Raw genomic sequence first — 26,432 nt, 5'->3', positions numbered from 1 at the left:
AAGATATTTATTTTGGTTTAAGGTAAAGAATTATCTTTGAACCAAGGTTATAATGAATGGTATTTAAGAATCCTACACTACTCTGGGCACTTTTATTTTTAGCAATACCTATTCTTGTTCACTTATTTCAGTTAAGAAGGTTTAAAAAAGTATCTTTTACAAATGTTGCTTTTCTCAAACCATTAATTTCTCAGACTCGTAAAAGTCGCACCATTAAAAAATGGCTTACCTTATTAACGAGGCTATGCGCTGTTGCTTGTATTGTCCTTGCTTTTGCACAACCATTTATACCTGGAAGCAAAACGGCTATTAAAGAAAAAGAAACTTCTATATACTTAGACAACTCATTTTCTATGCAACGAGAGGCAGCTAATGGTAGTTTATTACAACAAAGTGTTCAACAGCTTATAGAAACTATTCCTAGCTCAAAATCTTTTAATTTAATTACAAATGACAGTGAATTCAAGAATGTTACTTTAAAAGAAGTAAAAAATAATTTACTAGACCTTAATTACTCCAAAAAATCATTTGATATAAATCAAGCTTTACTCAAAGCGAATAGCCTTTTTAGTGATAAAAAAAATGTAAAGGAGATCATATTAATCTCTGACTTTCAAAAATTAAATGAAGAACCTTTAGACACGTCAAAATTATCATCTGTAAGGATTATTCAGGTAAATGCCCCAGATAAAATTAATATTGCAATTGATAGCGCGTTTATTTTTAAGGAAACTGGTATAAATAAAGAACTAAAGGTTCTATTATCTTCAAGTTCAGCTATTGAGAACGCTATTTCCATAGCTCTAAATCATGAAGGAAAACTTATTGCAAAAACATCCGTTGAGTTTGAAAACAAAAAGGCGATAGCTCAATTCAATTATACTCTTGGTGAACCTTTAACAGGTCAACTTAATATACAGTCAAACGATTTAGAATTTGATAATACGTTGTATATAAGTGAACAAGAAAAGCAACGTGTCAATATTCTTGCAATTAATAATGAAAAGGATGATTTTCTTAAAAAGCTATACAAGGGTGATGAGTTCAATCTAACAAGTGTTAATTTAAATCAACTTAATTATAATCTTATACCCGATCAAAATCTGATAATATTAAATGAACTAGACGACTTCTCTAGTGAATTAGAATCGGCATTGAGACGTTTTAAATCAAATGGAGGAAAATTGGTAATAATTCCTAGTTCAGAAATGACAACAGCTTTTTTAGGTATTACTCCTTTAGGCCAGCAAGTAAATGCAGACAAGAAAATTACAAATATCAATTTTGAGCATCCTTTATTTAAAGGAGTTTTTAATAAAAGAGTTTCAAATTTTCAATACCCAACGGTTTCAAAAGTTATTTTACCATCAAAACCTGTTCCTTCCATTTTAACCTATGAGGATAATTCTTCCTTTTTGTACGAGGACAACGGCACCTATATTTTTACTTCTAGCTTAAATGAGTCCATTTCAAATTTTAAAAGCTCACCTCTTATTGTTCCCATATTTTACAATTTTGCAATAAGTAGTTTGTCACCTGGACGACTGTTTTACAAAACAAATCAATCGGATAAAATCACTATTCCTGTAAATGTAAAACAGGATGAGATTGTTACTATAAGTAATCAAGAAATCGAAGTAATTCCTCTACAAAAGGCTTTTAGTAATAAAGTAGAAATTCAAACTGATGGAATTGACTTATCCGCAGGAAATTATACCCTAAGATACTCAGGTGTTGCTGTTGGAAATATTAGTTTTAATGATGATAGATTAGAAAATAAACAAAGTTTTTACGAATTACAATCTTTAGATACCTACAGCTCTGTCAAAGATTTAATGAGTCAATTAAGCAGCGAGGAAAATATAACCTCATTATGGCAATGGTTCGTATGCGGTGCATTACTTTTCTTTTTACTTGAAACCTTGATATTAAAATATTTGAAATGATACTGATAAAGCAAGCAAAAATTCTTGATGAATATTCTGATCATCATGACACAATTCAAGATATTCTTATTGAAGATGGAATTATAAAAAAAATAGCTTCTAATATTAGTGAAGATCAACAAATTGAACATATCATAAACGTTGAAGGATTACACATTTCTATAGGCTGGATAGATAGTAGTGTATGTTCTGGTGAACCTGGTTTTGAAGAAAGACAAACGCTTAAAAACCTTGTAAATGCAGCATCAATTGGTGGTTTCACAACAGTATTGCTTAACCCTAATAATCAACCTAATCCAGAAGAAGGATCGCAAATTAAATCCTTGAAAAACTACTTGAGTGATCAGCCAGTAGATCTTATACCTATTGGATCTTTGACCTTATCTCAAAAAGGTGAACATCTAGCAGAACTATATGATATGAAAGAAGCTGGTGCAGCAGGGTTCTATGACTTTAAAAAATCAATAACCAATGCCAACCTGATGAAAGTTGCTCTTCAATATAGTACAGGATTTAATGCTGTGATACAATCATACCCTGAAAATTCAGACCTAGCAGGAAAAGGTATGGTAAATGAAGATTCTACAACCGCCTTATTAGGTTTAAAGTCTAAACCAGCCATGGCCGAAACCGTTCAAGTGGCTCGAGATCTTCAAATTCTATCCTATACGGGTGGATTGCTCCACTTTCCAACGGTCAGTCTATCTGAGAGTGTAAATTTGATTGATGAAGCACGTAGTCAGGGATTATCGGCTTCTTGTAGTGTAAGTATTAATAATCTTCTTTTAGACAGTCAAAGTTTATTAGGTTTTGAAGCCAATTTCAAATTAGATCCACCACTACGTAATGAAGAAGAAAAACTAGCACTAGTACAAGATGTAAAATCTGGTAAGGTACAAATGGTTACATCTGATCATATACCACTAGATATTGAGCATAAAAAACTAGAATTTGATCGAGCTAAATCGGGTGCTACGGCTATAGAAGTAACATTTAAAGCATTAAACGCTGTCATTGATACCTGTACTAGTGTAAAGCTTCTCACAGGAGCTTATGATGTTTTTCCAATAGAGCGACCTCGAATACAAGTGAACCAGAAAGCTGTAATAACGATGTTCACAGATTCAGAAAACGATACAATAACTAGTACCGACCTAGTTTCAACATCAAAGAATTGTGCTTTATTAGGATGTAAAACGCGTGGTCGCGTTTTAGGAATAATTAATGGTAAAAAAATAAAAATATATGAGTAATCCTCCTGGAAAAGGCCTTGCTATACTAGGCTATTGTAGTGTATTTGGCCTATTTATACATATCTTCTTGTTCATAGCAATTTTAGGAACTGCCATATTACTGAATAATGGTAAAGGTCAACAATTTGCTGCCTTTCATTTACGACAAATGTTTGGTATAGGAATAGTTGCAATTTTAATTAACGCTTTTACACCTATAATAGAACAGGGCTGGCTTGCACTGCTTATCATTTCGCTTATTGTACTTGTAGCGGTTTTAGGCTTATTGAGCGCATTGCGCAATCAAATGATAGCCTTGCCTTTTATTGGTGATTACTTTCAAAAATGGTTCAGTTTTATAAAATAATATGACAAATACTTCTCTTTCCATCAAACATATAATACGTCCAGCAGTTCAAGAAAATGCTCCTTTACTCCTATTACTTCATGGATACGGTAGTAATGAGGAAGATTTATTTTCCTTTTCTTCCGAAATAGATCCTAACATCTTTGTAGTGAGTGCCAGAGCTCCTTATGAAATCCCACCTTATGGTGCTGCATGGTACGCCATTAATTTTGATGCAGCAGGAGGAAAATTTAGTGATCTCGATCAAGCAAAATCAAGCATGGAACTGTTAGATACATTTATAGAAGAGCTTAAGAATTCCTATTCTATAGATCCTAATAACATTAATTTACTTGGGTTTAGTCAAGGTGCTATTTTATCTTATGCATTAAGTTTTAAACATTTGGGAATGTTTAATAATGTGGTTGCAATGAGTGGCTACTTAAATAAAGAGCTTATTGAAAATGAGGATAATGTGGTGGCACGCTTTCGCGAAAGCGTAAAAAAGACCAATTATTTTATCTCTCACGGAACTATGGATCAAGTAATACCGCTGGATTGGGCCAGTGAAGCTCCTAAATTCATGAGTGAATTAAAAGCTGATTATCTTTATAAAAATTATCCAATAGGACATGGAGTTTCTAGAGATAATTTTTACGATATGAAGGAATGGTTAGAAAAACGCATCTTTTAGCCACGGTTTTTGGTATATAAAACTGTCTCGATGGTTTCAAACGTTACTTCCTGATCTTGATCAATTTCATATTTAAGTAAAACATCACCCCATTGATCACCATCAGTAAAATTAGCTGCTATCCATTTATGGTTTAGGGTTTGTATTTGGTCAATAGCAAATCCTCGATTGGCTCCAATGTAAGGGATCAAAGGGTTACCACCATCTTTAATATTGAGCTCTAGTAATTTATCATAAAGTATTGCTTCAACTTGAGAACTTGTAAGATTGTATTTAAGAAAATAATTTTCGGCTTCAGGATTGCCTTTTATCGTGATAAAGTCGGCTATGGCAATTTGGGCCTGAACTATTTCTAGCTTTTCTTCTTGTTTATCAGCTTCCTTTTTTAGTTCTACTATTTTTTGTTCTAGCTGGGTTTGATATTTTCTACCGTTTACATAAAAAATAAGAGCTATAAGTGAAGCAAAAATGAATAAATAGAGATAGAGATTCTTTTTCATAGATCAGGTCGTAATTTCTAAATTATCGTAAGCAAGGTACACATTATCTGGTAATGTGGGCTCTACTTCGGCATGAAAACCAAGATGATGACTTATATGAGTAAAATAGGTTCTTTGTGGTGATATTTTATTAATTAACTCCAAAGCTTCATCCAAATTAAGATGCGTATTATGAGGTTCGTGGCGAAGCATATTAATTACAAGAATATCTAAGTTTTCCAATTTTTTTAATTCTTTATCGGTAATGGTTTTTACATCGGTCATATAGGCAACATCATTAATTCTAAAGCCATGAACTGGAATGTAACCATGATCTGCAAGAACAGGAGTTACCCTAATCCCTTTAACTTCAAACTCGTCTTTATCAAATTCATGAACATCTAGTGTAGCTACACCAGGATATTTATTGACGGTTTCAAACATATAGGAGAATCGTTGTTGTAAGGCCAGGTGTACGCGATGAGTCATATAACAATCAAGGTCACCTTGCCTGAAGTAAAATGGCCTTAGGTCATCTAGACCTGCTGTATGATCTGCGTGCTCGTGAGTAAAAAGCACAGCATCAATTTCAGTCACTTTATTGGTTAGCATTTGTTGTCTAAAGTCTGGACCTACATCAATGATAAATCTTTTTCCTTCTGTCTCGATCATAGCGCTCACGCGCAATCTTTTGTCTCTAGGGTCATCACTTAAACATACTGGATGTGTACTTCCTATTACGGGAATTCCTTGTGATGTACCTGAGCCTAATATGGTAATTTTCGTTTTCATAATTTGGCTTAAAATTAGAGATAATTTTTTTGAGTACTACTGTGGTTTCATACCTTTGTACTAACAGTTTTGTAATCGTACTAATATGCCTAGCAGTTTACCTGGAGATCAGGATTTTGAATCCATCCCATCGTTGAAGAATAAAGCCTTAAGAATAAATCTTAACAAAAACATCTACGGAACTTTTGCCGAAATAGGTGCTGGTCAAGAAACAGTTCGCCATTTTTTTAGATCTGGTGGCGCTAGTGGAACTATTGCAAAAGCTATGAGTGCTTATGATAAAGACTTCTCTGATGCTGTTTATGGTATTCAGGATGATGGTCGTTATGTAACCGAGGCTAGATTGCAACGTATGTTGGAATACGAAACAGAGCTTATTGAGGATCGATTATCTAGAGAGAAGCATCCTGAGAAAATGTTTTTCACCTATGCTAATACAGTTGCAACCATAGACTTTGCAAAAAAATATCTAGGTCATGGTTGGGTTGGTATTAAATTTCAAGCTTCGCCTGGTGAGGAATATTCAAAGATTATTCTGCACGTAAGGTTTAAGGAACGTGATGCTAGACTACAACAAATTACTTTAGGTATATTAGGAACTAATCTTATTTATGGTGCCTTCTATAAATATGATCAGCCTAAAAAATTATTGAAATACCTATACGATCACATTGATATGGATAAAATTGAAATTGATATGATCAATTTCTCTGGTCCTAGATTTGAAAATGTAGACAACCGTTTGATGAGTTTACAACTTATCAAAAACGGAATGACGGAGGCTGTTGTTTTTGGACCAGATGGTAATAACATTCTAGCTGCCCGCATACTTTATAAGAAAAATGTACTTTGTTTACGAGGTTCTTTCCGACCAGTGACCAAAGTAAATATGGATATGTATGAAACTGCAAAAAAACGCTTTATACAATCTGGAACAGTAACTGAAGAAAAGCTACAAACTTTATTTGAAATCACCCTTTCCAATCTTAAAGCTAGTGGTGAGATTGATGAAGAAGACTTCTTACATAGAGCAGAATTGCTTTGTTCACTAGGACACACAGTACTCATTTCAAACTTCAAAGAATATTACCGATTAGTAGAATATCTTAATAATTATACCAAAGCTAGAATTGGACTAGTTATGGGTGTGAATAATCTGGTCGATATTTTTGACACCAAATACTATACTCATTTAAGTGGTGGAATTCTAGAAGCATTTGGTAAATTATTCTTTAAGGATTTAAGAGTCTATCTATATCCAATGAAAGACGCTGAAACCGGAGAGATGATTACCAGTGAAAACCTAAAAGTTCATCCTAGAATGAAAGAGTTGTATAAATTCTTTAAATACAACGGAAAACTTAAAGACATAGAAGATTATGATGCCTCAATCGGACATATATTTTCTAGAGAAGTTTTACGTATGATTGAAAATGGAGAGGATGGATGGCAAGAAATGCTACCTAATGGTGTTGCAAAACTTATTGAAAATCAACATTTCTTTGGACACGAAAGTTCAACAAAAGAGCAAAATGAAGATGCTCCTGTGTAACTGAAAAGATTTGATAAAAATAAAAAAGCCTCAATTTCATTTAAATTGAGGCTTTTTTATCCTTGTACAATACTTAATCGACTAATATTTGAGCCGTGTGATCTTTAGTTTTCACTTTTGATATCACATCCTCAATAATTCCTTCTTCATTTATTACAAATGTTGTTCTGTGAATTCCGTCATACTCCTTACCCATAAATTTTTTAGGACCCCAAACACCATAAGCATTTAATAGCGTATGATCCTCATCAGATAAAAGGTCGTAAGAAAGTTCATGTTTATTTTTAAAATTCAATTGTCTTTTTTGACTATCGGCACTTGCTCCTAAAATTTCGTATCCGCTTGCGCGAAAACGATCTACGTTATCACGTAAATTACAAGCTTCGGCAGTACATCCAGGAGTACTTGCTTTGGGATAAAAGAATAGGACAAGCTTTTTTCCTGCAAAATCAGATAAAGAAATTTCCTTTCCGTCTTGGTTAGGTATAGAAAAATCTGGAGCTTTATCTCCGGCTTTTAAAGTGGTCATAATCGTATTTTTGTTTAAGCTCTAAATTACAACAATGAACAAGGCAGACAAAGTTAATTTCGTCATAAATAAACTCGAGGAATTGTATCCAGAAATTCCTGTACCCTTAGACCATACTGATCCTTATACGTTATTAATTGCTGTATTAATGAGTGCTCAAAGTACAGATGTGAGAGTTAATCAAATCACACCTTTATTATTCGATAGAGCTGATAATCCATATGATATGGTAAAATTAAGCGTAGATGAAATAAGGGAAATCATTAAACCAGTAGGTTTATCTCCTATGAAATCCAAAGGGATTCATGGATTATCGCAAATCTTAATAGACAAACATAATGGTCTTGTACCACAAACCTATGAAGAATTAGAAGAGCTTCCAGCTGTAGGTCATAAAACAGCTGCCGTAGTTCTTTCCCAAGCATTTGGGATACCAGCTTTTCCTGTTGATACCCATATTCACAGATTAATGTATCGTTGGAACTTATCTAATGGGAAGAATGTGGTACAAACTGAAAAAGATGCTAAACGCTTATTTCCAGAAGAAAAGTGGAACGACCTACATCTTCAAATAATATGGTATGGCCGTGAATACAGCCCTGCTAGAGGATGGAATTTAGAAAAGGATATCATAACAAACACCATAGGTAGAAAAAGCGTATTAGATGAGTATTATAAAAGCTTAAAGAAGAGGAAGAAAAAATAATTTCTTCTAATTAGTTTAAACTTAATCGCCTTTTTATAGTCAGAATAGACAAATACCTCTCATGAAATATTTACTCTTCCTCCTATTTCTATCTTTTTTAGCTTGTTCTAGTGATGATAATAACGTTGATGATCAAATTCAAGAAACTGGAATGTATTTTCCTCCTTCTGATTCGAATGATTGGGAAACTCAATCTACACAATCCTTAAACTGGAACGATCAAAAATTAAACGACTTGTTTACTTTTCTAGAAAACAATGAAACAAGAGCTTTTATAGTTCTTGTAAACGGTAAAATAATAGTTGAGCAATATTGGAATACCGACCTACAATCTCAGCCATTCACGGCAAATTCCAATTGGTACTGGGCAAGTGCATCAAAATCTCTTACGGGCACTATGGTAGGAGTTGCTCAAGAAGAAGGATTTCTGAACATTGCCGATAAAACAAGTGATTATCTAGGTCCAGGCTGGACAACCATGCCTAGTGATAAAGAAGATGAAATTAGCTTATTTCATCAATTAACGTTCACTACAGGAATAGATTATAATGTCTCAAATTCCGATTGTACTGATCCTGCATGTTTGACCTATTTATCAGATGCTGGTTCACAATGGTATTATCACAACGCAACTTATACCCTACTCAAGGATGTTTTAGAAGTAGCTACTGGAACGTCGTTAAATAATTACACTGATAGCTCTATTGAAAATAAGATTGGGATGAATGGATTCTGGCTACCTTTAAGTGGTGGCTATGGAAGTACATATTATTCTACAGCAAGAGATGCGGCTAGATTTGGCCTATTAACTCTTAACGAAGGTCAATGGGATTCAACAACTGTATTGGGTGATTCTACTTATTTTAATGACATGGTATCCACCTCTCAAAACCTAAATCCCTCTTATGGCTATTTATGGTGGCTTAATGGTAAAAACTCTATTGTTTTTCCTTCATCACCAAACTCATTCCCTACTTCATTAACTCCATCAGCTCCTGACGATATGATCTGTGCATTAGGAAAAAATGGTCAGATTATCGATGTTATTCCTAGTCTGGATATGGTTGTTGTGCGTATGGGAGATAGTCCTGCCAATGAACTAGTACCTATAGTCTTTCACGATGAACTTTGGGAATTACTAAACCAAGTAATTAACTAAGTAAGAATAACGCTATTTTGATTGTCAAAAGCACGCCTTTTACATTCATTATTACCTCTTAAATTTTTATCTTCACACCGTATGAAAAAGATCCTCCTTTTTGTATGCGGTATTTTGATTGCATACCCCATAATTGCACAAGAAAATCGACTTACTCCTAAACCAGTTACTACATCCCAAATTTTCCACGATATTGAAAAATTAGGATTTCTGGGAACAGTACTTTACGTAGCTGCTCATCCGGATGACGAAAACACAAGACTTATTTCTTATTTAGCCAACGAGAGAATGGCAAGAACTGCTTATCTATCTCTTACACGTGGTGATGGTGGTCAAAATCTCATTGGCCCACAATTAAGAGAACAACTAGGAATGATACGAACTCAAGAACTACTTGAGGCAAGAAACATAGATGGCGGCGAACAGTTTTTTACCAGAGCAAATGATTTTGGGTATTCAAAACATCCAGATGAGACGATTGAAATTTGGAACAAAACTCAAGTTATGGAAGATGTTGTACGTATTATTAGACAATATCGACCTGATATAATTATCAATCGTTTTGATCATAGAACACCAGGCTCCACTCATGGACATCATACAACTAGTGCTATTTTTAGTGTTGAAGCTTTTAAGGCTGCAGGAGATAAAAATGCCTTTGGAAATCAGTTAAAAACACTCGAAACTTGGCAACCTAGCAGACTGTTTTTTAATACGAGCTGGTGGTTTTATGGTAGTCAAGAGGCTTTTGAACAAGCAGACCAGAAAAATTTACTCGCTATAAACTCAAATCCATTTTATGATTATAAAGGTTTGTCAAATCATGAAATTGCAGCATTAAGTCGAAGTGAACACAAGTCACAAGGCTTTGGTAGTAGTGGAGACAGGTCTCCACAAAAGGAATATATAGAGTTTATAGATGGTGATTTCCCAACAGATAAATCTGATTTATTTTCAGGAATAAATACCACTTGGACAAGAGTTAAGGGAGGAAAAAAGATTAAAGATTTACATGAAAAACTGGTTTCAAATTACGATTTTAAAAATCCAGAAGCTAGCATTCCTTCACTACTAGAACTGCGATCAAATATTTCAAAAATTAAAAATGATCACTGGAAAACAATTAAATTAAAAGAAATTGATCATATTCTGAATAATATTCTTGGAATTTATATGGTGGCATCTACCAGAAATGAACAAATTGCTATTGGTAATGAAAGTGATGTTTATATCGAGATAACTAACAGGTCTAAAATTGATTTTTCAATTGAATTCATCCCTAGCAACCTAGTAGAAATTAAAGAAAACAATATTGTACTTTCAGAATATGAGTCAAAGCAACTAACCGGAAAGTTGAAGGTTCCTTCCTATTATGAAACTACTACACCTTACTATCTTAAACAAAAAGGTACTATAGGTATGTACGTGGTAAATAATCCAGAACAAATAGGAAAACCAGAATTAAATAGTCCATTTTTAGTAAGAGGAATTATAAAGATTAAGGATCAAGCCATTCCTTTTAAAATACCCGTGATTCATAAAAGAACTGATCCTGTAAGAGGTGAGGTTAGAGAACCTCTTCAAATTACTCCAGAAGTATCTTTATCCATAGATAATCCTGTTTTTATCTTCACTCAAAGCCAAAAACAAGAGATAACTGTAAATGTACACGCCTTTAAAAATTTCAGAAATGCGAAACTTGAATTATGTGTACCTACTGAATGGAAGGTAACGCCAGAGCATATCACTATTGATGACCTTTTAAAAGGAGATCAAAAACAATATAACTTTATTGTAACTGCTCCATCACAAGCAAGTAAAGGATTAGCCAGCGCTATTTTAACCGTAAATGATAAATCCTATACCCAAGAGGTAATTTCCATTAATTATGAACATATTCCTAATCAACAATGGGTGCGTAATAACGAAGTTCAACTCGTACAACCAGGTATAACTAACTTTGCAAACTCGGTTGCATATATTAATGGTGCTGGTGATCAAGTAGGTCAAGCAATAGCTGCGATGGGCAGCCAGGTAAGCTTTTTTGATCCTTCAGAAGTCCCTGCAAATCTTTCAGATTATGATGCCGTAGTAATTGGAATAAGAGCCTTTAACGTTTACAAACAAGAAATGGCAGCTTTAAAGGATATCCTTGACACTTATGTAGCCTCAGGTGGAACACTCATCATGCAGTACAATACTAATCGCGGTATTGGTGATAATGAACTAGGACCGTTAGATATTACGCTTTCGCGAAAGCGTGTAACAGATGAAAATGCTGCTGTGACTTTTCTTGCACCAGATCACAGAATCATGAACCAGCCTAATCGCATTACGAATAAAGACTTTGAAGGATGGGTTCAAGAAAGAGGTTTGTATTTTCCTGAAAAATGGAACGATAATTTTACACCTATTCTAGGTATGAATGACGCTGGTGAACCTATGACTAAAGGAAGTTTACTAGTAGGTAAATACGGTGATGGACATATCGTTTACACGGGTTTGAGCTTATTTAGGGAATTACCTGCCGGAGTTTCTGGAGCTTATAAATTGCTTGCAAACATGTTGAGTTTAAGTATTGATAAGGAACCGATTAAACAGCAAGATGAAGAAAGGAAATTCTAAAAAATGGAGCAAGGTATATATAGGTCTTATAGCTGCAAACATTGTTTTTGCGGTGATTTTCTATTTAATTAGTATGAGGTATGGGAACAATTGATTGGTTTATTCTAGCCTCTACTCTAGCCTTTATCGTATTTTACGGTGTTTATCAAACTAGAGGAAAACAAAGTAGTGAACAATATTTAAAAGGAGGTGATGCCCGATGGTGGACTGTTGGGTTATCAGTCATGGCAACACAAGCCAGCGCTATCACTTTTTTAAGTACTCCAGGACAAGCATATACTGAAGGAATGGAATTCGTTCAGTTTTATTTTGGTCTACCGATAGCGGTTGTGATAATTTGTATAAGTTTTATTCCTGTTTACCATAAACTCAAAGTTTATACGGCCTATGAATTTTTAGAGAATAGGTTTAATGTACAAACGAGATCTCTAGCCTCTATACTATTTCTTATCCAACGTGGTCTTGCGGCAGGAATAACGATTTATGCACCGGCTATTATCCTAAGTTCCGTACTTGGTTGGGAACTCAAATACCTAAATATTTTAATAGGAATACTAGTAATCATTTATACAGTGTCTGGAGGTACCAAAGCGGTTAATGTTACTCAAAAGCAACAAATGATTGTGATCATGGCAGGAATGATTACAGCCTTTGTTTTAATTGTAACAGCATTACCAGAGAACGTAACCTTTGACAATGCGTTGCAAATGGCTGGTGATGCAGATAAAATGAAAATTCTAGACTTTGATTTTTCGTATCAAGATAGGTATAATGTGTGGAGTGCGTTATTTGGAGCTACCTTTCTTATGCTTAGTTATTTTGGGACCGATCAATCTCAAGTACAGCGATATTTATCTGGAAAATCGGTAAAACAAATGAGAATAGGCTTGCTTTTCAATGGCTTACTTAAAGTCCCGATGCAATTTTTTATTCTACTAGTAGGTGTGATGGTCTTTGTATTCTATCAATTTAATGCTACACCACTAAACTTCAATCCAGCAGGAGAACAAGCCGTGTTAGAAAGCGAGTATAAGCAGGAATACATTAAGTTACAGAATAATCACAAATCCATACTAGAAGAAAAACAACAAACTCAAAAGCAATACGCTGCGATACTAGCTGATGGTTATGAAAATGACAATCTAAAAGTAGAATTAAACCGACTGCGCGCCGAGGAAGAATACAATAGAAGTAAAGCAAGAATTCTTATTGAAAAAGCAGATGAAGGTATTGAAACAAATGACAAAGATTTTGTATTTATACATTTTATCCTCAATCACTTACCTAAAGGTTTAATAGGATTATTGCTTGCTGTTATCCTAAGTGCAGCGATGAGTTCTACTGCTTCAGAATTAAATGCCTTATCGTCCACCACGGCTGTTGATATTTATAAACGATTTAGTAAAACAGAACGTGATGATGATCACTACGTGCGTATGTCAAAGTGGTTCACACTGGCATGGGGAATTGCAGCTATAGGATTTGCATCAGTTGTATCATTATTTGATAATTTAATACAGCTAGTAAACTTTATAGGCTCCATTTTTTACGGTACTATCTTAGGTATCTTTCTTGTTGCTTTGTATATAAAACATATAAAAGGTAAGGCTATTTTTATTGCAGCATGCCTGTCACAAGTAATTGTAGCCACTTGTGCTATTTTACATGAATTTGTATCAGGTATCGAGATTTTACCTTTCTTATGGCTTAATCCACTAGGTGCAATATTAACGATTGTATTTGCTTTCCTAATTCAATTAGGCGATTATAATAATGAACCACACTTAAATAGAATATAAGCTTAATGGAACAGTCAGAAGACCACAATCCTTTTAAGGATAATGAATTAATATCGTTACCTAAATCTAGAGTAAACCAAATAAAAACTAACCTCACTAGAAGTAGTTATATTTTAATAGGTGTGCTTATTTTCATGTTGATACACCTGATTCTTATAAGCTTACTCAATTTAAAATTTAATAAAACTACTTACTTAATTCAATTTGCCGCAGGCATAGTTTACGGTTTTGTACCAATTGCACTTGCACTAGCAGTTACTAAGAAAAGTTTGAAAATTCCTGCTTTAGTTATAAGTATTTTAATTTGCCTTTTAATGATAGCTACTAGAATTATCACGCTTGTCGAGATTTACCCATCTCTTGACACGATGTTTTATAATTAAAACTTGTTATAACTATAAAGCGGTAAAAAAAAACGCTGTTCAGTTGAACAGCGTTTTTTATTTAACAAGATCCAACTTACATCGCGCCCCAGCGCTTTAAGTTGTCTTCATTTATTTTTACATAATCAGCATTTTTCTGATCCTTTGCTAAGGCTAGGGCTGTTTTAGCAGTCTTTACAGCGTTTTTCTTTTTACCCAGTTTCTCTTCTATTAAGGACTTCCTAGTGAACATCCAGAAAGCCTTATCATTCATTTCTGTTGCTTTAGTAATCCATTCTAGAGCTTGTTCTAGGTTCGTTCCCGCTTCATAATAAAAAGCGGCTGCACTATAATAATCATTAACCGATGGTTGTGCCTCGCCAGACATTACTTTCATGATACTTTCCTCGGTTTTTTTCTTAGTAGGTACGGTAATTGGAATAGCTACTAATGAATTTTCCCAACTAATTTGCAAATGAGCGCTATCCATGGATAATTCATTAATCCCTATTGTAAAACTTTCTCGAGTTAAGTTCATTTCTTGAACTGGCACTGTTGCAGTTGCCACGACTAATGATTCGTCCCAAGATCTTGGTGCACCCCAATTGTCTGTTTTACTGTACAGGTAAACATCCCATTGTTTTTTACCAGGTTTAGTAAATACAGCATAAGTTCCTGCCTTAACATCTGTCCCACCAAAGGTAAAATCGTCTCCAACTGTGATAGTCGTATTTGCATTTGCACCTGTGCGCCAAAGTTTATCAAATGGTACTAAGTCTCCAAATATAGTACGACCTCTCATTGCTGGTCTAGAATATTCAACAGTAATATCTGTTAGACCTACCTTTTGCATGACCTTTGCCGCAGGACTAGGTTGCGGAGTTTGTATTTGTGCTGTAACAGCTGTAGTTGCACAAATTAATAAGAATAAAAATAAACGTTTCATGTATTTTAATATTTTGATGATATAAAAATACGAGTAATTAAATCTTGAATTGGCATTTAAGATACTTTTAATATCTATTCGGCTGGCTTTGCCTGCGAGAAGAAAATCATTTTAATAGCAACAATTATTAAAACAACCCCAAATATTTTTTTTAAAGTTTGCTGGTCTATTTTGACTGCTATCTTTGAACCAAAATAACCACCTATTACAAAGGCTGCTGCAATTACTAGGGCATATCGCCAGTCTAATCCTTCACCAGCTTTATGATAATTATAAGCTGCCAGAAAGGTCACTGGAACCGCAAGAACTGCAAGACTTAATCCTTGTGCATCATGTTGATTATAACCTAAGAACCAAATAGCTAATGGCACCATGATAACACCACCGCCTACGCCCACACTACCGCTCAATAATCCAGCAAGTAATCCTAAAAGAAGTAATAATAAAATAGTTGTAAGAGACATTTTGGCTTTTGGTTTCATGTTATAGTAATGGAGCCCACAATCTACAAAAAGACTCTTTAAATTTGTTTAGTTTATTTCTTTTTTCCCACCTTTCTAGTATAATTTGTTCACTATCAAGCAAATCCTTATCAAATAAATCATTCAATTCCTTACTTATTCGTTCATTATACATCAAAGCATTGATTTCAAAATTTATATCAAAACTTCGGTAATCCATGTTTGAGGTTCCTATCGTAGCAAAGTGATCATCAACCACCATAGTTTTTGCGTGTAGCATTCCTTTAGTGTACCAGTACAACTTAACGCCACTTTCTAATATTTCTGTGAAATAAGACCTACTAGCATATCTTGCAGCCCAACTATCACCTTTTCTAGGAACAAGAATTTCTATTTCAATTCCAGATCTTGCAGCACTTTTTAAAGCGGTTAAAATGGATTCGTTAGGTATAAAGTAAGGAGTGGTAATCCTCACACATCGTTGTGCAGTATTGATCGCAATAAAAAGTGCTTCCATTATATTGGCCCAATCAGTATCGGGACCGCTTGCAGCTATTTGAACAGCGACATCTTCTACCTCATCAATTTCGGGAAAATAACTTGATGGTATTTCATGTGGCAGTTCCTCTTTGTCACATTGACAAACAAAATACCAGTTTAACAACCACTGTACTTGTAACGATTTTACCGCATGACCTTCAATACGACAATGAGTATCTCTCCAGTATAATCTTCCAGTATCTCCTTTCTTATTTACGTAACTATCGCTTACGTTAATTCCTCCTAGATAACCTATATGGCCATCTATGATACATATTTTACGATGGTTTCTATAATTGGCTTTTCTCGTAAAATCTGAAAACAACACTGGCATGAAAGAATGATAATCAATACCAGCATCTTTCATACGATTTTTACCTGCTCGTGATAAATCACTACCTACTGAATCATAAATAAGCTTGACCTCTACCCCACGATTTCTAGCCTCTATTAACTTATCAATAAACGCATTCCCAATATTGTCATCATTGAAAATAAAATATTCTAGATGAATATGGTCTTGTGCTTCATCAATATCTTTAAATATGGATTCAAAAGTGGCATTTCCATTAATTAAAACCTTGACGTCATTTTTGAGAGTTAGATAGGCGTTTTGGTTATGTTTGAGTAACTTAACCATTTTTAAACGATCCATAAGGGCTTGATCATCCAGCTCATGAATACGTTGATCTGAGATTTGTAAACGCTCATTCCATTCTTTTACTAAGGCATTAGCATCTAAGTCTTTACGTTTAAATATTTTAGACTTCCTATATTCTAAACCAAAAAAGTAATAGATTATAAGACCAATAAATGGAAGCGCAATAAGAAAGAGAAGGGATGAAACCGTTTTACGTGGGTTTTGATTGCTTTTTATTAAAAAAAAAGCACCTGTCAACGCTACTACATAATTAAGTACTAGTGCTGTAAAAAACCAATTACGGTAAACCCAATCTAAAATCATCAGTTATAATAGCCTGCCTCAGGAATTTTAATTTGGTACACTTTTCTAGATTGATTGTTCAATTTGCCTTCTCGCAACCACGGATTGTGAATCTTTAAAATTTTGTAGTTGATATTTTGCGCTTTCGCGAAAGCGGACAAATCTTCAATTTCATAATCAACTGTTACATCCTTTGTAGGAACTAGTTGATACGCATGATCTGGTTCAACATTGAAACCAAACTTTTCTGGAGCTTGCAAAATCTCTTTGATGGCCATTATTCTGAACATATAGCGACCCGTTTCTGGATTAAGTGCAAGGTCATAATAATTATCCACTTGTTGTTTTTCTAACTCTCGATTAATACCTGCATTACCAGCATTATATGCTGCTGCAGCAAGAGTCCAACTTCCAAAGCGCTCTTTACTATTCTTAAGATATTCACATGCTACACGTGTTGCTTTTTCAATGTGAAAACGCTCATCGACATTACTATTTACTTCTAGACCATACTCCTTTCCTGTTGCCTTCATTATTTGCCAAAAACCGCTGGCGCCAGCAGGTGAAGTAACTGGTTGTAGACCACTTTCAATTACGGCTAGATATTTAAAGTCATCGGGAATATTATATTCACGTAAAATGGGTTCAATGATTGGGAAATATTTTTGAGCTCGTTTAATTAACAAAATCCCATTTGACTGCCAGTAGGTATTTACAAGGAATTCTCTATCGGCACGTTCTCTAATATCTGGCATATTTAAAGGAACTGTTTCACCTGCAAAATTCAGATTTTCAGGCAAATTGAAACTGTAAACATTGTAATCATTTACCAGTTTTTTATCCGTCTTTAGAGTCGGTGTTTTTTCAATTGTTACCGATTCGTCGCTATCGCTAGTTTGGATCATGCTTAATCCAATAACAGTAACCATACCTAATCCTATACCTAAAAGTAGTTTCTTCATCTTCAAAATTTTGTTTAAAAATATAATTTTAACCAGACTAGTGGTTAATCGATAGTGTTAATTATCCAAAATAAGTTGGGGTAAATGCTCATTAAACCATCTAAATCTATTTATAATCATAACGTGTGTTCCTCCTTCAACAGTAATACAGTTTTCAATATATTTAATGGGGAAAACTGGGTCACTATCACCATGGATATGAATTAAGTTATTTGGTGCTTTTTCTTGGTCCCAGTTAATGATTGTGTTCAAGGCCCAGTCCATATACAATGGATCATTTACAGATAGGTATTTATTATACATTTCTATCTTTTTGGGTGCCAATATTTTTGAGTAAGAAGCGATAGTCCCAAAATGCTTTATGAGAGTTGTAGGTAATGCCTTGTGAAGATGAGTAACTTTACTTAACCTCATGCGTCTAGGGAACTCTTTGTTAGATTTAACGGAAGAAATGATAATCATTTTTTTTACAGGTAGCAGTTTTGAAAGTTCTTGTACTATCACACCACCAAATGATACTCCTATTAAAACAGGGTTTTCATGCTTTATTTGATCAAGAAGCCTGATACAATAGTCCTTAATAGATTCATTTTTAACAGGCAGAATCCATTCCATTAGATGAACATCAAATTGTTTTGATGGCAATTTTATGTATTCAAAAATTTGAGGTGATGCTGCCATTCCAGGCATAAAATATACCGAACACTTCATTGATACTTATATATCTGATTTATAAATAATTACACAGACCTTAACTTGTATATGTCTGTTTTTTAGTATATTTGTAATTCAACTATTCAAAAAGCTTTTACTAACCTACCAGTAATATAATCAAATATAGGTAGTAAAACGATCAGAATTTCTTCTGATTTTAAATAAGAGAGAATGAGTACAAAGGTAAATTTAGAAATTACTGACAATGAGTTTTTACGTCAGTATGAATGTATTGTGGATGGAGAAATGGCTCGTATCGAGTATGCTCAACAGGATCGCAAAATATTTTTAACCAAATTAATTATCCCTGAAGTTCTAGAAGAGAACTTTTCTTTTAAGGATGAATTTCTTACAGCAGTTTTTGACAACATTAAATTTGAAAAAGAATTAAAAGTTGTACCTACTCACCCTAAAATTGCTGGATTTGTGAGAAAAAATAGAATTAAATACAAGGAAATGTTACCTGTAGGTATCGCTATTTAGAGCAGTCCCACAATTTATTTGCTTCAATTAAATCATCTGGTGTGTCAATTCCAATACTAGATTTTTGAGTGCGCACCATTTTAATCTTTTTACCTTGCTCTATATAGCGCAAGCATTCTAGTTTTTCTAACAACTCTAGTGGTGTTGCCTTACTGTGATAAAATTCAAGTAACGCTTGTTTCCTAAACGCATAAATCCCTATATGCTTATAGTAGGTAGCTGGTAATAATTTATCTCGATGATAAGGTATGGGCGACCTTGAAAAATAAATAGCGTGATCATTTTCATCAACTATAACTTTTACATTATTAGGATTAGTTATCATTTCCTCACCTTTAATTTCATGCATTAAAGATGCGAGTGATATATTTTTTGAAGGGTCATTCTTGAACACTTCTATTAATGAGGCTAAATCTTCTTTATTAGTAAACGGTTCGTCGCCTTGAACGTTGATAACAATATCGGCAGGTATGTTTTCGACTGCTTCAGCAATACGATCACTACCACATTCATGATTTTTGGTGCTCATTACCGCTTTACCTCCATTCTCCTCAACAGTTTTGTAGATGGTTTCACTATCGGTTGCAACCATTACATCATCAAATAGGCCTGTTTGTTGAGTGGCCTGCATGGTGCGTATAATTACAGGTTTACCACCTAGATCTTTCATTAATTTACCTGGAAATCTGCTTGCTTCATAGCGTGCAGGTATTACGGCTATTGTTCTCAATTTGTAAGTTTTTTGTTAGTATGCTTTCGCGAAAGCGAACTTCTTTTAAACAATTTTTTATATAACTTTCTCATGGCGAGAAAGATTAATATTACAATAATGACAGCGACAACTGGAGCGAGTAAGGAGAGAATTGATAGAATACCGCTTAATCCAGCCTCGGCTGTGCTTACTACTGGATTACCTAATCCACCAGTAGTTGCTGTGCTTGTTGCGCGTGCTGCGGTTGTAGTGCTTGATATAGCAGCTGCTGTTCCACCACCAGCTATAATGGCCAAAGTCCACGTATAAACAGGATCCAAATCTCCTACGACACTTACCATTACTGCAGTACCTGCAATAGTTGCGAGAGGAACCGAAATAGTGTCCAAAAGATTATCTACATAAGGTATGTAATAAGCAAGAAGTTCTACTACGGCTGCAACTGCTAGGACAATTACAGCTGTTAAACTTCCTGCCCAGGACCAATCTTCATTTAAGGGTATCCATCCCATGTATCCGGCAAAGCTCAAAAATAACAAAGGAACGAATACTCTAAATCCTGCACTGGCAGACAATCCTATACCCAAACAAACGCTGGTGAAAATGCTAAAAAATGTTTCCATAACTATGATTCAATAAAATGATCCTTATTGAAGCCTATAAGATACAAATTTGTTTTGGCTCTTGTACATGCCGTGTACAACCATCTTAAATAATCCTTGCTAGGTCCATCTGGTAAATAGGGTTGCTCAACGATCACATTTTCCCATTGTCCTCCTTGAGATTTGTGACAAGTAATCGCATAAGAAAATTTTACTTGTAGAGCATTAAAATACTGATTGGCTTTAATTTCTTTATACTGCTTCCATTTAGGTAATTTAAGATAATCCATCCTTACCTCTTGATACAATTTGTTGCTTTGCTCATAGGTTAAACTAGGCGATTCTGATGTTAATGTATCAAGTAATAACGTGGTTTCAAAGGGTTTCATGTCAGGATAATCTACCATACGCACTTTAACATTAGCAAATTTGAAACCATAAAGTTCTTTAAATGAGAATATCTCTAATATTTCTATGATATCACCATTTGCAATAAATCCAGCATCACTTGTAGGTTTGAGCCAATGGTAATTATTTTTTACGACCATAAGGAAGTCGCCGGCACTTAGCTCGCTTTCTCTGAATAAAATTCTAGATCTTATTTGTTGGTTATAAAGGTTTGCCCTTTTATTTGATCTTACAATTATTGCTGTTTCTTCATGACCGTTGATGTCATAGGCACTATTAATAGTATCAATAATTTCATGTCCATCAATTAATCGTTTAATATCATTATAAGGCTGTACGTTAAATTTAAAATTATAATCTTGTTCCTCTATATGATTACGTATACCTGTGGCATTATACAAGATACCAGATTTATCGGTTTGTCGTTTAACCTCGTCTAATTCAATACTTGTGACTTCTTTTAAATAACGTTGTTCAATTATTCTTTCATCAAGAGCTGGACTTACTTCTAGTTTTACTGGCGGTAATTGTGCTGTATCTCCAATGATCAGTAATTTACAATTACTTCCCTCGTAGACATATTGTATAAGATCGTCCAGTAATGATCCTGTAGCTCCAAATAATTTCCCTTCGGAGACTACATCTGGTATCATAGATGCTTCGTCTACTATAAATAAGGTATTACGATGTTTATTTTTTTTAAGTGTAAACTCTACACTGCCGCTACCTTGACCTTTTGGATAATAAATTTCTCTGTGAATGGTGGCTGCCTGTCTGGATGAATAATTGCTTATTACTTTGGCGGCTCTACCTGTAGGTGCTAGAAGTACTGTTCCTACTCTTACTTTCCAAATAGCCTTAACTAATACACTAATAAGAGTGGTTTTTCCTGTACCTGCGTAACCTTTTAATAAAAAAGTACGGTCTTTATTTTTTTTATCTAGAATGAAATCACTTAACTGATGAAGCGCTATATCTTGTTGATTTGTAGGCTCAAAGGGAAATTGATCTTTTAATTCTTTGTAGAAAGAGGATACGTCCATATAAGGTTTGTAGAAAAACTGTGGGTAAACTTAACCCAAATTTCACACTAGTCGTTAGGACTAGACGAAAAATATTGTAGATTTGTTTGCTTTGAAAACAAGTAAAAACTTTTGAACATATGTTGACTTTTGTACTATCAGTATTAGCAGGTTTAGTCGTTCTGATACTGTTTGCTGTATTTATTAACAAAATTCCTAAGAAAGCACACCCTATATTTATTCTTATACTTTTAGGTTTAAGCGGATTCTTTGGATACAAGCTGTATCAATCCATTGCCGAACCCGTAGAATTTGAAAAAGTAAAAGAAGAAAGGTATAAAAAGGTAATTAGTAAACTTATAAAGTTAAGAGAAGCTCAAACAGCTCACAAACTGATTACTGGTAAGTATGCAGAGAACATCAATAACCTTACACAATTTGTAGATACTGCTCAATTTGCTCTTACTACTAAACGAGATAGTACTGTTGTAGATAGAGAACGTAACATCAAATTTAGATTAGATCCTGAAACAGGTGGATATACTAAAGAGGTTACTATTATTGACACGTTAGGCTTTAAATCTGTTAAAGATTCATTATTCAAAAATACTGACGTTGCAAAACTTCTTGATTATGGTATAGAAAATGCTCCAGGTAAAATCAAATTGGAAACAGGTCTTGTACCAGATAAAGACCAAATGATACCTGTATTTAAAGCTACAGCCGATAAAAAAGAAATTCTTTTTGATCAGCCTGAAAAGCTCGTAAAAGCAGAACTTGAGGTAAAAGCTGTTGAGGCTGTAAATGGATCTACTATCTATGTAGGTAGCTTGGATGAAATTACAACAAGTGGTAACTGGCCTAGAAAGTATGCAGATAACTAATAAGTCTGAAAATATTTTAAAAGAGTTGTCCGTTCTGATTCATCAGAATGGACTTTCTTTTTTTACTCATATAGGTAACCGCATAGAAAACAGTTACGATAAGAGCTTTAAATACTCCAACAATCCTATAGAACTTTTACAAGAGATAGAATCAATTTATAACAAAGAAGAATTCGTAAACAAATCTTTTTCTAAAGTAAATATCTATTACCACCACCCTATTTTCACCTGTGTTCCCAATGCCTACTTTGATCCTTCAAATAGCGCAGACTACCTTAAATACACAACTCAATTATTAGAAACTGATGTGATCAGTCATGATAATCTCAAAGAACTAACTACTGTTTATATTGCATATAGCAATTTGAATAACTTCTTTTTTGAAAAACACGGCGATCTTAACTACTACCACTTAAGTACTCAAATATTGAAAAAAGAAGAAAACATTGAAAGGCAAAACCATGCTTATTTAAACCTTCTTCCTAATCATTTTTACTTAAGTGTTTATAAAGACGATAAATTAGTTGCCCATAACAGCTACCCTTATGAGTCCAAAGAAGATTTACTATACTATACCGTATTTTCATTACAACAGTTTAATTGCGATGTAGAAACCACAGTAGTAACCGTAAAAGGTGAAAAAATTGATGAAGAATTATTTGATGTGCTGTATAAATATATACGACATGTGAAAAAAAATGAAAACATCAATTATCTCAAAGAATTAATATGCGCATAATTTCTGGAATACATAAAGGAAGAAGAATACAAGCTCCAAAAAATCTACCTGTTCGTCCTACGACGGATATGGCTAAGGAAGCTCTATTTAATATTTTAAGACATCAGATTGAAATACATGATGCCAGAGTATTGGAGCTATTCGCAGGTAGTGGAAACATGAGTTATGAATTTTGTAGTCGTGGAGCAAGTAGTTCACTAGCAGTTGATAAACATGCTGCATGTACTAGTTTTATCAAAAAAACAGCAACCGATCTCGACTTAAATATTGACGTTGTAAAGGCTGATGTGTTCAGTTTTTTAAGCAAACATAAAGGTAAGTACGATCTCATTTTTGCAGATCCTCCTTACGGTTTCAGTGATGAGGAATTTCTTAAAGTACCAGAATTAATCTTTCAGCAAGAATTATTAGATACTGATGGAATGCTTATCGTAGAGCATTCAAAACACTCAGATTTAAGTACTCATTCATACTTTAAAGATAGTCGTCGATATGGTGGCACAGTTTTTAGTTTCTTTTATCATGAAAATGAAGAAGAATAAAAAAGCAGGTCTATAAGCCGGATTCTGTATCTCATTATTGAGACCCTTATCATTTATCTGGGATAAGTATTACTACTTACCTCTATCTGCCTACCCATCAAAATCGCGCGGATAACGCTCAAACTCTGACCTACATGACATTGCACCGCATAGAGTTTACCTGGTTTCACTACAGCATTATCTGTACATACTTTCTGTTGCACTAGTCCTATTGCTATTACGATTACGCTTTCGCTAAAGCATAACAACAACGACGGCCATTAACCGTTATGCTATCCTGTGGTGTCCGGACTTTCCTTTCCTGTAAATACTGGAACGATAAGGCGACCTGCGCAGCAAAATTACCTATTTTTTTGTTGATAAATCAATAAAAAACAAACTCAAAATAAACGGCAAAATAATGTTCTACGTATATCTTTGACCTATGGAACCGTTTATAGTAAGCGCACGTAAATACAGACCCGAAACCTTTGAAGATGTTGTTGGTCAAAGGGCAATTACACAAACTCTAGAGAATGCTATAAAAAGCAATCATCTAGCCCAAGCGTTACTATTTACAGGACCTAGAGGTGTAGGAAAAACTACCTGTGCCAGAATTCTTGCCAAAAAAATAAATCAAGAAAGTGGAGATTATAGTCCCGATGAAGACTTTGCTTTCAATATTTTTGAATTAGATGCTGCCTCAAACAACGGTGTAGAGCACATACGTAGTATTGTAGATCAAGTACGTATTCCTCCACAAGTAGGAAAATATAAAGTATATATCATAGATGAGGTTCACATGCTATCAAATGCTGCCTTCAATGCGTTTTTAAAAACCCTTGAGGAACCACCATCTCATGCTATTTTTATTTTAGCGACCACCGAAAAGCACAAAATTATCCCTACCATATTATCTAGATGTCAAATATTTGATTTCAAGAGGATTACGGTAGGCGCTATGAGAGATCATCTTAAAAGAATAGCTCAACAAGAAGGTATAAATGCTGAGGAAGAAGCGTTGCAAATAATAGCTCAAAAAGCAGATGGTGCACTGCGTGATTCCTTGTCGATTTTTGATAGAGTGGTAAGCTTTTCTGGTAAAGATCTTACTGTACAAGCTGTAACAGAAAATTTAAATGTTTTAGATCGTGATACGTATTTCAAGGTAACCGATTTGATTCTAGATGGCGACATCCCTAATCTTCTAGTTACTTATGATGAAATACTAGCTAAAGGTTTTGATGGTCATCATTTCATAAGTGGTCTTGCAAGTCATTTTAGGGACCTCATGGTTTGTAAAGATGAGCGCACTATACAGCTTTTGGAATTAGGTGAAAAAACTAAAGCAAAATACAAAAGCCAGTCTTCTCATACAGATTTAGGTTTCCTGCGTGAGGCTATAGAAATAGCAAACCACGCCGATTTTAACTACCGTGCTAGTAGAAATCAACGATTACATGTCGAACTAGCTATAATGAAACTAGCCTCTATCCTTCAGGATGGAGAAAAAAAAAACTCCAATAGCTACATAGTAGGTCCAGAAAAGTTTTCAGATATCCTAATAGATGATGTAAAACCTACTAAGGAACATAAACAGGAAACAACTCACGTTACGAAAGCAGCACCTTCTAAAGTAATATCTGAAGAGCCATCAACTTACAGGAATTCAGAAAAGCCTATAGAATCAACCAGTCCTGTACCAGAGAAGACACCTCATTTGAATTCCCAAAATTTTGTGGATACCAATGATCGTGAAGCTCAACTAAAAGCTGCTAGAGCAAGATTGTCTTCTAAAACTAAGGAAACTGTAAGTAGTAGTTCTATCAAAGCTATACAGGTAAAAAATGAGCACGTCGCCAAAGCTGCTCAAAAAGTAATTAAACATGATGAATTACCTACAAAACCCTTTAGTCAAGAGGAGTTAAATCTAGTATGGAATAAATACGTGGATTATTTAGAGAATAAAGGGCAGCGTATTTTAGCTAGTATTCTCAATGCAGATGATCCTGAATTGATAGAAAAATCAGGTATACGCCTAAAATTTCCGAACAAATCAATGAAAGAGGATCTTGAAAAAAATCAAGGTACGGTTTTGGAACATTTGAAAAGGGAATTAAACAATTACAACATTTATTTTGATATAATAGTAGATGAGCAGGTAACCAAAAAATATGTATTTACTGAACAAGAGAAGTATCAAAAATTGTCTGAGAAAAATCCCGCGCTAGAATTATTAAGAAAAACATTTGATCTCGATTTTAAATAAAAAAA

26 protein-coding genes and 1 other RNA gene are annotated in these 26,432 nt (G+C 34.3%); 15 read left to right on the top strand and 12 right to left on the bottom strand.

Features of this window, described 5'->3' with window-relative positions; genetic code table 11:
• The first annotated feature begins 56 nt into the window (after window positions 1-56).
• Genes AAT17_RS12835 through AAT17_RS12820 form a run of 4 tightly spaced genes read left to right on the top strand, consistent with a single transcriptional unit; the run spans window position 57 to window position 4,218 of the window.
• A complete protein-coding gene (locus tag AAT17_RS12835) occupies window positions 57-1,946 on the top strand; it encodes a BatA domain-containing protein (RefSeq protein WP_060524864.1) in 1,890 nt (629 codons plus the stop codon).
• The gene (locus tag AAT17_RS12830; RefSeq protein ID WP_060524862.1) at window positions 1,943-3,199 is read left to right on the top strand and encodes a dihydroorotase; all 1,257 of its coding nucleotides are present in this window, start codon (window positions 1,943-1,945) and stop codon (window positions 3,197-3,199) included. The genes AAT17_RS12835 and AAT17_RS12830 overlap by 4 nt, the downstream gene beginning before the upstream one ends.
• Window positions 3,192-3,545, top strand: coding sequence for a hypothetical protein (locus tag AAT17_RS12825; RefSeq protein WP_060524860.1), 354 nt, complete (start codon window positions 3,192-3,194; stop codon window positions 3,543-3,545). The genes AAT17_RS12830 and AAT17_RS12825 overlap by 8 nt, the downstream gene beginning before the upstream one ends.
• A gap of 1 nt (window position 3,546) precedes the next feature.
• Window positions 3,547-4,218, top strand: coding sequence for an alpha/beta hydrolase (locus tag AAT17_RS12820; RefSeq protein WP_060524857.1), 672 nt, complete (start codon window positions 3,547-3,549; stop codon window positions 4,216-4,218).
• Here AAT17_RS12820 and AAT17_RS12815 read toward each other — a convergent pair.
• Both AAT17_RS12815 and AAT17_RS12810 read right to left on the bottom strand, forming a co-directional pair.
• The gene (locus tag AAT17_RS12815) at window positions 4,215-4,718 is read right to left on the bottom strand and encodes a hypothetical protein (RefSeq protein WP_060524855.1); all 504 of its coding nucleotides are present in this window, start codon (window positions 4,716-4,718) and stop codon (window positions 4,215-4,217) included. The two genes, AAT17_RS12820 and AAT17_RS12815, sit on opposite strands and share 4 nt — an antisense overlap.
• A gap of 3 nt (window positions 4,719-4,721) precedes the next feature.
• The gene (locus tag AAT17_RS12810; RefSeq protein WP_042279306.1) at window positions 4,722-5,489 is read right to left on the bottom strand and encodes an MBL fold metallo-hydrolase; all 768 of its coding nucleotides are present in this window, start codon (window positions 5,487-5,489) and stop codon (window positions 4,722-4,724) included.
• An 85-nt stretch (window positions 5,490-5,574) separates the two neighbouring features.
• On the opposite strand from AAT17_RS12810, the gene AAT17_RS12805 reads away from it, so the two are divergent.
• The gene (locus tag AAT17_RS12805; protein WP_042279309.1) at window positions 5,575-7,041 is read left to right on the top strand and encodes a hypothetical protein; all 1,467 of its coding nucleotides are present in this window, start codon (window positions 5,575-5,577) and stop codon (window positions 7,039-7,041) included.
• 73 nt (window positions 7,042-7,114) lie between these two features.
• Here the strand turns inward: AAT17_RS12805 and bcp are convergent, their stop codons facing one another.
• The gene (gene bcp / locus AAT17_RS12800; RefSeq protein ID WP_042279312.1) at window positions 7,115-7,570 is read right to left on the bottom strand and encodes a thioredoxin-dependent thiol peroxidase; all 456 of its coding nucleotides are present in this window, start codon (window positions 7,568-7,570) and stop codon (window positions 7,115-7,117) included.
• Window positions 7,571-7,604: 34 nt separating this feature from the next.
• Between bcp and nth the strand changes: the two genes are divergently transcribed.
• The 5 genes from nth (at window position 7,605) to AAT17_RS12775 (ending at window position 14,242) form a co-directional block, all read left to right on the top strand.
• Window positions 7,605-8,276, top strand: coding sequence for an endonuclease III (gene nth / locus AAT17_RS12795; protein WP_042279314.1), 672 nt, complete (start codon window positions 7,605-7,607; stop codon window positions 8,274-8,276).
• A 61-nt stretch (window positions 8,277-8,337) separates the two neighbouring features.
• Window positions 8,338-9,435 (top strand): serine hydrolase, encoded by a 1,098-nt coding sequence (locus AAT17_RS12790; RefSeq protein WP_060524853.1) that lies wholly within the window; start codon window positions 8,338-8,340, stop codon window positions 9,433-9,435.
• Between the two features lie 81 nt (window positions 9,436-9,516).
• Window positions 9,517-12,060, top strand: coding sequence for a PIG-L family deacetylase (locus AAT17_RS12785; RefSeq protein WP_060524852.1), 2,544 nt, complete (start codon window positions 9,517-9,519; stop codon window positions 12,058-12,060).
• Between the two features lie 80 nt (window positions 12,061-12,140).
• Window positions 12,141-13,859 (top strand): sodium:solute symporter, encoded by a 1,719-nt coding sequence (locus tag AAT17_RS12780; protein WP_060524851.1) that lies wholly within the window; start codon window positions 12,141-12,143, stop codon window positions 13,857-13,859.
• Between the two features lie 5 nt (window positions 13,860-13,864).
• A complete protein-coding gene (locus tag AAT17_RS12775; RefSeq protein ID WP_060524850.1) occupies window positions 13,865-14,242 on the top strand; it encodes a hypothetical protein in 378 nt (125 codons plus the stop codon).
• 76 nt (window positions 14,243-14,318) lie between these two features.
• On the opposite strand, the gene AAT17_RS12770 is transcribed toward AAT17_RS12775, so the two are convergent.
• The 5 genes from AAT17_RS12770 to AAT17_RS12750 form a co-directional block, all read right to left on the bottom strand.
• Complete coding sequence (locus AAT17_RS12770; RefSeq protein WP_060524849.1) at window positions 14,319-15,167, bottom strand: DUF2911 domain-containing protein; 849 nt, start codon at window positions 15,165-15,167, stop codon at window positions 14,319-14,321.
• A gap of 74 nt (window positions 15,168-15,241) precedes the next feature.
• Window positions 15,242-15,631 carry a sulfite exporter TauE/SafE family protein gene (locus AAT17_RS12765; RefSeq protein ID WP_060525115.1) on the bottom strand — a complete coding sequence of 130 codons (390 nt, stop codon included), beginning with the start codon at window positions 15,629-15,631 and terminating at the stop codon, window positions 15,242-15,244.
• Between the two features lie 19 nt (window positions 15,632-15,650).
• Complete coding sequence (gene cls, locus AAT17_RS12760) at window positions 15,651-17,132, bottom strand: cardiolipin synthase (RefSeq protein WP_367379278.1); 1,482 nt, start codon at window positions 17,130-17,132, stop codon at window positions 15,651-15,653.
• Window positions 17,132-18,073, bottom strand: a complete 942-nt coding sequence (locus AAT17_RS12755) for a lytic transglycosylase domain-containing protein (RefSeq protein ID WP_060524848.1) — start codon at window positions 18,071-18,073, stop codon at window positions 17,132-17,134. Before AAT17_RS12755 ends, cls begins: the two co-directional genes overlap by 1 nt.
• Window positions 18,074-18,130: 57 nt before the next feature.
• Window positions 18,131-18,784 carry an alpha/beta fold hydrolase gene (locus tag AAT17_RS12750; RefSeq protein ID WP_253279771.1) on the bottom strand — a complete coding sequence of 218 codons (654 nt, stop codon included), beginning with the start codon at window positions 18,782-18,784 and terminating at the stop codon, window positions 18,131-18,133.
• 174 nt (window positions 18,785-18,958) lie between these two features.
• On the opposite strand from AAT17_RS12750, the gene AAT17_RS12745 reads away from it, so the two are divergent.
• Window positions 18,959-19,270, top strand: a complete 312-nt coding sequence (locus tag AAT17_RS12745) for a GNAT family N-acetyltransferase (RefSeq protein ID WP_042279325.1) — start codon at window positions 18,959-18,961, stop codon at window positions 19,268-19,270.
• Here the strand turns inward: AAT17_RS12745 and kdsB are convergent.
• From kdsB to AAT17_RS12730, 3 genes are read right to left on the bottom strand one after another with little or no spacing between them, the layout of a single operon-like run.
• On the bottom strand, window positions 19,263-20,000 hold the full coding sequence (gene kdsB / locus AAT17_RS12740; protein WP_060524847.1) for a 3-deoxy-manno-octulosonate cytidylyltransferase: 738 nt from the start codon (window positions 19,998-20,000) through the stop codon (window positions 19,263-19,265). The genes AAT17_RS12745 and kdsB overlap by 8 nt on opposite strands.
• Window positions 19,997-20,605, bottom strand: a complete 609-nt coding sequence (locus AAT17_RS12735) for a DUF4126 domain-containing protein (protein ID WP_060524846.1) — start codon at window positions 20,603-20,605, stop codon at window positions 19,997-19,999. Before AAT17_RS12735 ends, kdsB begins: the two co-directional genes overlap by 4 nt.
• Window positions 20,606-20,607: 2 nt before the next feature.
• Entirely contained in the window at window positions 20,608-22,035 is a 1,428-nt protein-coding gene (locus AAT17_RS12730) for an ATP-dependent RecD-like DNA helicase (RefSeq protein WP_042279330.1), read from the bottom strand.
• A 119-nt stretch (window positions 22,036-22,154) separates the two neighbouring features.
• Here AAT17_RS12730 and AAT17_RS12725 point away from each other — a divergent pair, with 119 nt between their 5' ends.
• From AAT17_RS12725 to rsmD, 3 genes are read left to right on the top strand one after another with little or no spacing between them, the layout of a single operon-like run.
• Window positions 22,155-22,898 (top strand): hypothetical protein, encoded by a 744-nt coding sequence (locus AAT17_RS12725; RefSeq protein WP_240919391.1) that lies wholly within the window; start codon window positions 22,155-22,157, stop codon window positions 22,896-22,898.
• Window positions 22,849-23,637: a DUF3822 family protein gene (locus tag AAT17_RS12720; RefSeq protein ID WP_082586981.1), complete on the top strand. Its 789-nt coding sequence runs from the start codon at window positions 22,849-22,851 to the stop codon at window positions 23,635-23,637. The genes AAT17_RS12725 and AAT17_RS12720 overlap by 50 nt, the downstream gene beginning before the upstream one ends.
• Window positions 23,628-24,179: a 16S rRNA (guanine(966)-N(2))-methyltransferase RsmD gene (rsmD, locus tag AAT17_RS12715; RefSeq protein WP_060524842.1), complete on the top strand. Its 552-nt coding sequence runs from the start codon at window positions 23,628-23,630 to the stop codon at window positions 24,177-24,179. Before AAT17_RS12720 ends, rsmD begins: the two co-directional genes overlap by 10 nt.
• Here rsmD and rnpB read toward each other — a convergent pair.
• Window positions 24,177-24,514: RNase P RNA component class A (rnpB, locus tag AAT17_RS12710), an RNA gene on the bottom strand. The two genes, rsmD and rnpB, sit on opposite strands and share 3 nt — an antisense overlap.
• A gap of 89 nt (window positions 24,515-24,603) precedes the next feature.
• Between rnpB and AAT17_RS12705 the strand changes: the two genes are divergently transcribed.
• The gene (locus tag AAT17_RS12705) at window positions 24,604-26,427 is read left to right on the top strand and encodes a DNA polymerase III subunit gamma/tau (protein WP_060524840.1); all 1,824 of its coding nucleotides are present in this window, start codon (window positions 24,604-24,606) and stop codon (window positions 26,425-26,427) included.
• Window positions 26,428-26,432: the final 5 nt, after the last annotated feature.

This window comes from Nonlabens sp. MIC269 (assembly GCF_001430865.1).
Lineage (GTDB): Bacteria > Bacteroidota > Bacteroidia > Flavobacteriales > Flavobacteriaceae > Nonlabens > Nonlabens tegetincola.
Note: the sequence above shows the minus strand (reverse complement) of the source record. Positions and strands in the feature narration are given on the sequence as shown.